The following is a 9,979-nucleotide window of genomic DNA, read 5'->3' on the forward strand; positions in this document are numbered from 1 at the left end:
CTTCGCGCCGGGCAACGAGCTGGTACTGGGCTCGCACATGCTGGAAGTGTGCCCGTCGATCGCCAAAGAGGAGAAGCCGCTGATTGATGTGCAGTTCCTTGGCATTGGCGGTAAAGCCGATCCGGCGCGTCTGATTTTCTCGACGCCGGCGGGTCGCGCGGTGAACGCCAGCGTCATCGACATGGGCGACCGCTTCCGTCTGCTGGTCAACGTGGTCGATACCATTGAACAGCCGCAGGCGCTGCCGAAGTTGCCGGTGGCACGTGCGCTGTGGCGCGCGCAGCCGTCGCTGGCGACCGCTTCTGAAGCGTGGATCCTGGCGGGCGGCGCGCACCATACGGTGTTCAGCCAGGCGCTGGATGTTGAGGATATGTACCTGTACGGCGAACTGCACGGCATCGAAGTGCTGGTGATTGATGACGAGACGCGCCTGCCGGCCTTCAAAGATGCGCTGCGCTGGAACGACGCGTACTACCGCCTGAAACGTTAATTGCCTGAGATGTTGAAGTAAGCCGCGAGTGTATCGCGGCTTTTTTTTGGCTTAAAACGTGCGGTCCAGTCAACAAAGGCAGGCGTTATGTAAAGCCGGCGTGAATACCTCCCTGTCGCCCCGGCCGCCGCATCCCTGCAGCGTACGCTTTACGCCACTGCCCGCCTCTATTTCTCATATCCGTGTGCTGCGAGTGGTCAGATTTAAATGCTGCGCAGCGCACAAATGACAGCGATGAACAACTTAACTGTCCCATCAAGGCCAGCCCGATTAGCAAAGCGTCCGCGCCAGGGATGGCGCGGCCGATCGGCATGGATGCGGGGTTTCTTTGCGATCGGGCTGGCCTTTGTGGGGCCGGGCACCCAATTAACAGCAACCCTACCCAACATCCACGAATCAGAGCATAAAAAAAGGTGCGCCAGTTTGCGCACCTCTTAACACACATGCGATCACGACTAAGAGGTTAAACGCTTAACCGGCGCGTTCTGCTGGCGGTCCCACATCACCGTCAGCAGACGCTGCAGCGCAATAAAGGCAAACAGCAGAATACCGATGGCGATTTTGGTCCACCACGAACTCAGCGTGCCGTCGAAGTTAATCCATGTCTGAATCAACCCCTGAATCAGCACCCCGAACAGCGTGCCCAGCACCGTACCGACGCCTCCCGACAGCAGCGTACCGCCAATCACCACCGAAGCGATGGCATCCAGCTCGACGCCCAGCCCGGCCAGCGCGTAGCCGGCCGAGGTGTAAATGGAAAATACGATGCCTGCCAGCGTCGCCAGCGTGGTCGACAGCATATAAATCTTAATCGTGGTGGCGCGCGTCGACACGCCCATCAGCTGAGCCGACGTCAGATTGCCGCCAATGGCGTACACCTGATTACCGAAGCGCGTACGGTGCGCCAGCAGAATGCCCCCCGCTACCACCACCAGCATAATCACCGCCAGCAGGCTGAGACGTCCGCCGCCCGGAATTTTCCACGCCAGGCTCGACAACGTGGTATACAGCGGATGATCGATAGGAATCGAGTTCTCCGACACCAGATAGCTGCAGCCGCGCAGGAAAAACATCCCGGCGAGCGTAATGATAAAGGCCGGGATTTTTAACGCATCAATTAGCCAGCCCATCATGGCACCAAACAGCGCGCCTGCCGCCAGAATCAGCGCAAAGGCCAGCAGCGGGTCGACATGGTAGTCGCCGATGATGCGCGCCAGGAACACGCCGGTGAAGGCGATCACCGCGCCAACGGACAGATCGATGCCGCCGGACAAAATCACAAACGTCATGCCAACGGCGATGATGCCGAGAAACGCATTATCCGTGAGGATGTTGCAAATCACCCGCGTTGAGGCAAAGCCGGGAAACTGGCTGAGGCAGAACAGATAGCCCGCGACAAACACCAGCAGGGTAATCATTAACGGTAAATGACGCTTGATCATGGTTTACGTCTCCCCTTCAGCATGGCGATAAAGCGCGGCGACTGCAGCAGCAGTACGCACATCACCACTACCGCTTTCACCACCTGGTTCAGCTCCGGCGGAAAACCTGACAGCAGGATGCCGGTATTCATTGACTGGATAATCAGCGCACCAACCAGCGACAGCACCAGGTTAAAACGCCCGCCCATCAGTGAGGCGCCACCAATCACCACCGCCAGAATGGCGTCCAGCTCCAGCCACAACCCGGCATTATTGGCATCGGCACCACGAATATCGGCGGCGACAATCAGCCCGGCTACCGCCGCACACACGCCGCTGATGGCGTAGGTGGACATCACCACCAGCCAGCCGGTCACCCCGGCATTGCGCGCCGCGCGCAGGTTGATGCCTACCGCTTCGATGAACAGGCCAAGCGCGGTTTTGCGCGTCAGCAGCCACACCGCCACGGCCACCAGCAGGGTAATCCACACCGGTACCGGCAGCAGCCACAGCGAACCGCTGCCAAACCACGCGAGGCTGTCACTGTTAAAGGTGACGATCTGTCCCTGGGTGATCAGCTGCGCGATGCCGCGCCCGGCCACCATCAGAATCAGCGTGGCGACAAACGGCTGAATCTTCAGCAGCGCTACCAGCACGCCGTTCCACAGGCCGCACAGCAGCCCGGTGCCGAGCGTGGCCAGAATAATAAAACTCAGGCTGTGCCCCGCCACCGTCAGCGTCGCCGCCGTCGCGCCGGCAATCGCCATCACCGCGCCTACCGACAGATCGATCCCGCCGGTGGCGATCACCAGCGTCATACCAATCGCCAGCAGCGCCACCGGTGCGGCGCGGTTGAGAATGTCAATCGGGCTGCCGAATAACCGCCCGTCCTGAATGTGAATAGCAAAAAAGTTATTCGCCACCAGGCTGTCGATCAGCAGCACCAGAATCAGCGCGACGATCTGCGGCATGCCCGGCGGCAGCTTCGGCTTCCGCCGTTCCGGTTTTTCGTGTGTCATAGGCGATTCAAGCATGTTGTGCTCCTCCGTCCGCGATGGCGTTGACGATCGACGCCACCGACAGCTGCTCCAGCGGAATTTCGGCGACCTGCTTCAGATCGCGCATGATCAGCACGCGATCGGCATAGCCCACCAGCTCTTCCAGTTCAGAGGAGATGACCAGCAGCGCCAGTCCGTCGGCGCACAGGGATTCAATCAGCCGAATGATCTCGGCGTGGGCGCCTACGTCAATGCCGCGCGTCGGCTCATCCAGAATCAGAAACTGTGGTTTAGTCACCAGCCAGCGTGACAGCAGCACCTTCTGCTGGTTGCCACCCGACAGCAGCTCCACCGGCTGGTCGGCGTGCGGCGTGCGAATACCCAGGCTCTTGATAAAACGCTCGGCTATCGCCTGCTGCTCACGGCGTTTGATCGGCCGCAGCCAGCCACGCTGCGCCTGCAGCGCCAGAATGATGTTTTCCCGCACCGAGGCCGCGCCGATGATGCCGTCAGTTTTACGATCTTCCGGGCAGAAGCCCATGCCGAGACGCGAGGCTTTGGCCGGCGTGCGGATATGCTGCACTTTGCCTTTGATGGTGGCGGTACCGCGATCGGCGCGGCGGATGCCAAACAGCACCTCGGCGGTCTCGGTGCGCCCGGAGCCGAGCAGTCCGGCCAGCCCCACCACTTCACCCGGCCGTACCTGCAGGCTAAACGGTTCAATGGTGCCTTTCTTGCCGTAATCCTCAAATGACACCACCGGCTGATTGCTGCGTAACGTACTGCCCTGGCGCTGCAGTGCGGTTTCCAGCAGCTCTCGCCCCAGCATCAGCTTAATCAGCTCAATCTGCGGCAGCGAGGCGGTGTCCCGCGTGGCGATAAACTGGCCGTTGCGCAGTACGGTAATCCGGTCGGTAATGCGGTACACCTGGTCGAGAAAGTGGGTGACGAAAATCAGGCTCATGCCTTTGGCTTTCAGCTGCGCCATCAGGGTAAACAGCATCTCCACTTCGCTGGCATCAAGGCTGGCAGTTGGTTCATCCAGAATCAGTACCTGCGCGGAGAGATCGACTGCGCGGCAGATCGCAATGATCTGCTGCATCGCCACCGAGTAGTGGCCAAGCGGACGCGTCACATCCAGCGCAAAACCGTAGTTGCGCATCAGCGCATCGGCGTCGCGCACCATGCGCTTGCGATCGATCATGCCGAAGCGGCGCGGCTCGCGGCCAATGTAGAGGTTATCCGCCACCGACATATTCGGCAGCAGATTCACTTCCTGATAAACGGTGCCAATGCCCATCTGCTGCGCATCGGCGGTACTGTGCGGCGCAATCACCGCGCCGTTGAGGGTGATGGTGCCGGCATCCCGCGTGTAGACGCCGGTCAGCACTTTAATCAGGGTCGATTTCCCCGCGCCGTTCTCACCCAGCAGCGCCATGATTTCGCCCTTGCGGATGCTGAACGACACGTTATCCAGCGCTTTGACGCCGGGAAAGCCTTTGCTGATGCCGTTGAGGCTCAGCAGGGGTGTTTCATCGTAGCTGCTCATCAGATTCTGCCTCGCTTACGTCATAAAAACCGCCCCGAAGGGCGGTTGCGGGGATCAGTAACCCATGCCTTTTTTCTTATCCAGCTCCGCCTGAGCGTCAGCCGGTAAGAACAGTTTTGATTCGGTTTTGATGATTTTCGGCGGCAGCGTGCCGTCTTTTTTGAATTTCTCCAGCGCGTCAAACGCCGGGCCAGCCATGTCCGGCGTCAGCTCAACGTTGGCGTTGGCCTCGCCGGCCAGCATCGCTTTATAGATATCCGGCACGCCATCAATCGAACCGGTGAGAATATCTTTGCCCGGTTTCAGGCCGGCTTCTTTAATTGCCTGGATGGCGCCGATCGCCATGTCATCGTTATGCGCATACACCATGCAGATGTTTTTGCCGTTGTTCTCGGCTTTGATAAAGCTCTCCATCACCTCTTTACCCTTACTGCGGGTAAAGTCACCGGACTGCGAGCGAATCACTTTGATGTTGTTGTGGCCGGCGATGGCTTCGGCAAAGCCTTTCTTACGGTCGATCGCCACGCTGGCACCGACGGTACCCTGCAGTTCCACCACGTTACACTGCTTGTCACCGACGGTTTTCACCAGCCAGTCACCAATCAGTTTGCCTTCCAGCACGTTGTCGGCCGTCACCACCGCCATGTACAGCGATTTATCTTTCACCACGATGGCGCGGTCCAGCAGGAACACCGGGATTTTGGCGTCTTTGGCCTCTTCCAGCACCGGTTCCCAGCCAGTCTGTACCACTGGCGCGATGAAGATGGCGTCAACGCCCTGAGCGATAAACGAGCGCACCGCTTTGATCTGGTTCTCCTGCTTCTGCTGACCATCGGCAATTTTCAGGGTGATACCGCGCTTTTGCGCTTCACTTTTTGCCACGTTGGTTTCGGCAGAACGCCAGCCGGATTCAGAACCGACCTGCGAGAAGCCCACCGTCATGTCGGCAGCCAGAACCGATGTGCTGAGTGCGGCGCTGACCATGGTGGTCAAGAGTAAACGTTTCCACATAATTTTCATTCCTCTGAAGGGAGTGTGCTGTAGGGGTACAAACGCGCTTCAAGCCTGGCGCAATTGCGCTAAAACAAGCGCGACACACCTCACAAAACAGAATGAATTAAAGGGGTTACGCGTATCAGCGTGTCAGACAGCTGACTCAGCTTATGGACAAAACGCCTGAACTTTATGTCAGCGGAGGTTAAATAACTGTAATAAACAGAAGCGGTTATGACCGCAGGCACTGGAAACGATTACAACGGACACGTAAAGAATGGTTATTCATGCGCGCAGCAGGCAATGTTCTGTTTTGTGATAATTCGCACACTTGCGATTTGACGTTTCATCACAGCTGCACCCTTGTGCGTCACCCGTTACAGATAAATCGCTTTTTCGCGCCTGCTGCGTTTCAAAATAAGCGCAACAAAAGTGCGAAAAATAGCGTCTGGAATACCGTTTAAGGCAGCTGTTAAATTTTCTCATCAGCCCCCGGTTAACGGGGCCAAAAACGCGCCAGATACGCAGAAATATGCGCGTTAAAAAAGATAAAAGCGTAAAAAAGTCCCTTTTGATGAGCGAATTAGCGCACGTTGTCTGAATTTTGAATTTTTTTAACCGCGGTGTCTGGACTCTGGCCGCGTGCTCCCTATACTTGAGCACTTCCCCGTTCTTTATCTTTTATGGCAATCATGACTGCGCTCGATTACCTGCTGAAATTTCGTAAAGTGAATAATCTTGAGAGTCTGGAAAAACTCTACGATCACCTCAATTATTCGCTCACTGATGATAACGAGATCATCAATATGTACCGCGCCGCCGATCACCGCCGTGCTGAACTCGCCTCAGGTGGCCGTCTGTATGACCTCGGCTGTGTGCCGAAATCCGTCTGGCGCTACGTGGTGTAAAGCGCGCTTATCCCTGTTTCTGCCCCTGGTGCGCTGTCCGAATCGGGCGTGACCCGTTTGGACATGGTACGCTCTGCCTCGTCTTTTTTCTTACATCAGGATGAACAACATGTCCGAATCGGTAAACCCGCCGCGTATTGCCGGCTGGCTGCTGCTGCCGCTGGCCTGGCTGATTATGACGATGCTGACCAGCGCGCTGGTGGTGGCGCTCTATCTGCGGCCGCTGTTTGACACGGAACTGCGCACCACGCTGTTTTCTCACGCCAGTATTTTAATGACGCAGTGGCTGGTGTCTTTACTCACCGCCGCCGCGGTGTGGCTGTACAGCATCTGGGTGTGCTGGATCTTTTGTCAGCGTTCGCGCCGTCTGCCACGTCACTACATTCTCTGGCTGCTGATGACCGTATTGCTGGCGCTGAAAACCTTCGCTTTTACGCCGGTGGCCGATGGGAAAGCGATCCAGACACTGCTGCTGGCCCTGCTCTCGGCGGCAGTCTTTGTGCCCTACTTCAAACGCTCACAGCGGGTAAAACAGACCTTTATTCAGCCCTGATGACGCTCTTTTCGTCAGGAATTTAATTCTGAGTGCTCTCAGCCAGCGCACGAATCGCGCAAAGGTTGAGATGCACCTCTCAATTCCGGATAATAAACGCCTTTCGGCTTCCAGGTTAAAAAATGACCGATTACTTACTGCTCTTTATTGGCACCGTGCTGGTGAACAACTTCGTGTTGGTCAAATTCCTCGGCCTTTGCCCTTTTATGGGCGTGTCAAAAAAACTGGAAACGGCCATTGGCATGGGACTTGCCACCACGTTCGTCATTACGCTGGCGTCGATTTGCGCCTGGCTGGTGAATCACCTGATTCTGCTGCCGCTCGATCTGGTGTACCTGCGTACCATGGCCTATATCCTGGTGATTGCGGTAGTGGTGCAGTTCACCGAAATGGTGGTGCGTAAAACCAGCCCGTCGCTGTATCGCCTGCTCGGTATCTTTTTGCCGCTGATCACCACCAACTGCGCGGTGCTGGGCGTGCCGCTGCTGAGCGTCAACCTCAACCACACGTTCCTGCAGGCGGCGCTGTACGGCTTCAGTGCGTCACTCGGCTTTTCGCTAGTGATGGTGCTGTTCGCTGGCATGCGTGAACGTCTGGTGCTGGCCAACGTGCCGGCACCGTTCAAAGGAAACTCCATCGCCCTGATCACCGCTGGCCTGATGGCGCTGGCGTTCATGGGCTTTACCGGTCTGGTGAAATTCTGATATGACCGCGATTTGGATTGCTATTGCTGTTCTGGCGGCGCTGGCACTGGTGTTTGGTGCCCTGCTGGGCTACGCCTCGCGCCGCTTTGAAGTAGAAGAAGACCCGATTGTTGAGCAGATCGATGCGATTCTGCCGCAGAGCCAGTGCGGCCAGTGTGGCTATCCCGGCTGCCGTCCGTACGCCGATGCGGTGGGCAATAACGGTGAGGCCATTAACAAATGTGCGCCGGGCGGCGAACAGACCATGCTGAAGCTGGCCGAGCTGCTTAACGTTGAACCGCAGCCGCTGGATGGCGGCGCGGAGGTGCTGACGCCGGTGCGCACCGTGGCGTGGATTGACGAAGCCAACTGCATTGGCTGCACCAAATGTATTCAGGCCTGCCCGGTTGACGCCATCGTCGGTGCCACGCGCGCCATGCATACCGTGCTGAGCGATGTCTGCACCGGCTGCGACCTGTGCGTCGCGCCCTGCCCGACCGACTGCATTGAGATGCGTCCGGTTGCCACCACCACGGCCAACTGGAAGTGGGATCTTGACACCATACCTGTACGGGTGATCCCGGTAGAACATCATGCTTAATCTGTTATCACTGCTGCGCAAAGACAAGCTGTGGGATTTCGAAGGCGGCATTCACCCGCCGGAAATGAAAACCCAGTCCAGCGGCACGCCGCTCAGCCAGCTCCCGCTGCCTGAGCAGTTCATCATTCCGTTGAAACAGCATATTGGCCACGAAGGCGAAATCTGTGTCGCGCCGGGCGATAAGGTGCTGCGCGGCCAGCCGCTGACCTTTGGCAGCGGCCGGATGCTACCGGTGCACGCGCCCACTTCCGGCACCATTGAAGCCATCGCGCCACACATGACCGCACACCCTTCCGGCCTGTCCGAGCTATGCGTTTTCCTGCGCGCCGATGGCGAAGACCGCTGGATGCCGCTCGATCCGCAGCCGGACTATCGCGCGCTGGGTCGGGACGCGGTAGTGAAACGCATCCACGATGCCGGTATTGCGGGCCTCGGCGGCGCGGGCTTCCCGACCGCCACCAAACTGCGCGGCGGACTGCGCGGCGTCAACACGCTGATCATCAACGCCGCCGAGTGCGAACCTTACATCACGGCGGACGATCGCCTGATGCAGGATTGTGCGGCGGAAGTGCTGGAAGGCTGCCGCATCCTCGCCTGGGTGCTGCAGGCGGAACGCGTGCTGATTGGCATTGAAGACAATAAGCCGGAGGCGATTGCCGCGCTGAAACAGGCGCTGGCCGGTGACCGCGAGCTGCAGCTGCGGGTGATCCCAACCAAGTACCCTTCCGGCGGCGCCAAACAGCTGACCAAAATTCTCACCGGGCGGGAAGTGCCGCACGGCGGACGCTCCACCGACATTGGCGTGCTGATGCAGAACGTCGGCACCGCCTGGGCGGTGAAGCGCGCCATTGTCGATGGCGAACCGATTACGGAACGCGTGGTGACGCTGACCGGCGAGGCCATTGCCCGGCCACGTAATGTCTGGGGCCGTCTCGGTACCCCGGTAAGCCATCTGTTGCAACAGGTCGGTTTCACGCCGGGCGCGCGCCAGATGGTGATCATGGGCGGGCCGCTGATGGGCTTTACCCTGCCGTCCCTCAACGTGCCGGTGGTGAAGATCACCAACTGTATTCTGGCACCGTCGGCCAGCGAGATGGGGCAACCACAGGAAGAACAGTCCTGCATCCGTTGCAGCGCCTGCGCTGACGCCTGCCCGGCAAAACTGCTGCCGCAGCAGCTGTACTGGTACAGCCAGGGTGGCGATCATGACAAAGCGCGCGCCCATCACATTGATGACTGCATTGAGTGCGGTGCCTGTGCGTATGTCTGTCCCAGCAATATTCCGCTGGTGCAGTATTATCGTCAGGAAAAAGCCGAACTGCGCGCCATCGATCTGGAGGCCAAACGCACCGCCGAAGCCAAAGCACGCTTTGAAGCGCGTCAGGCACGCCTTGAGCGGGAAAAACTGGCGCGGGAAGCGCGCCACGAGCAGGCCAAACAGCGGGTTGCGCGCAGCGATAAAGCCGAGCTGGAAGCGGCAACCGGGCGCGTGAAAGCGCGGCAGGCCAAAACGCCGGAACAGGAAGCCGCCGAACGCGAAGCGCGCCATGCGCAGGCGCTGGCGCAGCAGGCTGAGAAGCAGGCTGAAACCGAACCGCTAAGCCGCCAGGCCATTGACCCGCGCAAGGCCGCCGTGGAAGCCGCCATTGCGCGTGCTAAAGCGAAGAAAGTGGCCGCGCCGGCACAGCCAGCCGCTGACACCACGACCGCAGAAAGCGATCCGCGCAAAGCGGCGGTTGAAGCGGCTATTGCGCGTGCCAAAGCGAAGAAAGCCGCTGCAGCA

Annotated in this window: 9 protein-coding genes and 1 pseudogene; 6 read left to right on the plus strand and 4 right to left on the minus strand. The window is 58.8% G+C overall.

The window, feature by feature from the left end; genetic code table 11:
* A pseudogene (locus tag FT726_RS24615) lies at positions 1 to 490 on the plus strand (L-arabinose isomerase); the annotation flags it as partial.
* 455 nt (positions 491 to 945) lie between these two features.
* On the opposite strand, the gene yjfF reads toward FT726_RS24615, so the two are convergent.
* From yjfF to ytfQ, 4 genes are read right to left on the minus strand one after another with little or no spacing between them, the layout of a single operon-like run.
* Positions 946 to 1,932: a galactofuranose ABC transporter, permease protein YjfF gene (gene yjfF / locus FT726_RS24620; RefSeq protein WP_021506182.1), complete on the minus strand. Its 987-nt coding sequence runs from the start codon at positions 1,930 to 1,932 to the stop codon at positions 946 to 948.
* The gene (gene ytfT, locus FT726_RS24625; RefSeq protein ID WP_058758461.1) at positions 1,929 to 2,945 is read right to left on the minus strand and encodes a galactofuranose ABC transporter, ATP-binding protein YtfT; all 1,017 of its coding nucleotides are present in this window, start codon (positions 2,943 to 2,945) and stop codon (positions 1,929 to 1,931) included. The genes yjfF and ytfT overlap by 4 nt, the downstream gene beginning before the upstream one ends.
* On the minus strand, positions 2,938 to 4,458 hold the full coding sequence (locus FT726_RS24630) for a sugar ABC transporter ATP-binding protein (protein WP_021506184.1): 1,521 nt from the start codon (positions 4,456 to 4,458) through the stop codon (positions 2,938 to 2,940). The genes ytfT and FT726_RS24630 overlap by 8 nt, the downstream gene beginning before the upstream one ends.
* Positions 4,459 to 4,512: 54 nt before the next feature.
* A complete protein-coding gene (gene ytfQ, locus FT726_RS24635) occupies positions 4,513 to 5,469 on the minus strand; it encodes a galactofuranose ABC transporter, galactofuranose-binding protein YtfQ (RefSeq protein WP_021506185.1) in 957 nt (318 codons plus the stop codon).
* A 674-nt stretch (positions 5,470 to 6,143) separates the two neighbouring features.
* On the opposite strand from ytfQ, the gene ydgT reads away from it, so the two are divergent.
* The 5 genes from ydgT to rsxC all read left to right on the plus strand — a co-directional run.
* Positions 6,144 to 6,359: a transcription modulator YdgT gene (gene ydgT / locus FT726_RS24640; protein WP_010618950.1), complete on the plus strand. Its 216-nt coding sequence runs from the start codon at positions 6,144 to 6,146 to the stop codon at positions 6,357 to 6,359.
* Positions 6,360 to 6,468: 109 nt separating this feature from the next.
* Positions 6,469 to 6,912: a DUF2569 domain-containing protein gene (locus FT726_RS24645; protein WP_058758460.1), complete on the plus strand. Its 444-nt coding sequence runs from the start codon at positions 6,469 to 6,471 to the stop codon at positions 6,910 to 6,912.
* A 122-nt stretch (positions 6,913 to 7,034) separates the two neighbouring features.
* Complete coding sequence (gene rsxA / locus FT726_RS24650) at positions 7,035 to 7,616, plus strand: electron transport complex subunit RsxA (RefSeq protein WP_010618951.1); 582 nt, start codon at positions 7,035 to 7,037, stop codon at positions 7,614 to 7,616.
* Between the two features lies 1 nt (position 7,617).
* Positions 7,618 to 8,196: an electron transport complex subunit RsxB gene (rsxB, locus tag FT726_RS24655; protein WP_021506189.1), complete on the plus strand. Its 579-nt coding sequence runs from the start codon at positions 7,618 to 7,620 to the stop codon at positions 8,194 to 8,196.
* On the plus strand, positions 8,189 to 9,979 hold a 1,791-nt coding region (rsxC, locus tag FT726_RS24660), incomplete at its 3' end, for an electron transport complex subunit RsxC (protein ID WP_346303613.1). The genes rsxB and rsxC, both read left to right, overlap by 8 nt.

This window comes from Pantoea sp. Morm (assembly GCF_016643525.1).
Taxonomy (GTDB): domain Bacteria; phylum Pseudomonadota; class Gammaproteobacteria; order Enterobacterales; family Enterobacteriaceae; genus Pantoea; species Pantoea dispersa.

Coding starts and splice junctions, on each gene's coding strand:
- yjfF (WP_021506182.1), bottom strand. CDS start 1,932: ATGATCAAGCGTCATTTACCGTTAATGATTACCCTGCTGGTGTTTGTC.
- ytfT (WP_058758461.1), bottom strand. CDS start 2,945: ATGCTTGAATCGCCTATGACACACGAAAAACCGGAACGGCGGAAGCCG.
- FT726_RS24630 (WP_021506184.1), bottom strand. CDS start 4,458: ATGAGCAGCTACGATGAAACACCCCTGCTGAGCCTCAACGGCATCAGC.
- ytfQ (WP_021506185.1), bottom strand. CDS start 5,469: ATGTGGAAACGTTTACTCTTGACCACCATGGTCAGCGCCGCACTCAGC.
- ydgT (WP_010618950.1), top strand. CDS start 6,144: ATGACTGCGCTCGATTACCTGCTGAAATTTCGTAAAGTGAATAATCTT.
- FT726_RS24645 (WP_058758460.1), top strand. CDS start 6,469: ATGTCCGAATCGGTAAACCCGCCGCGTATTGCCGGCTGGCTGCTGCTG.
- rsxA (WP_010618951.1), top strand. CDS start 7,035: ATGACCGATTACTTACTGCTCTTTATTGGCACCGTGCTGGTGAACAAC.
- rsxB (WP_021506189.1), top strand. CDS start 7,618: ATGACCGCGATTTGGATTGCTATTGCTGTTCTGGCGGCGCTGGCACTG.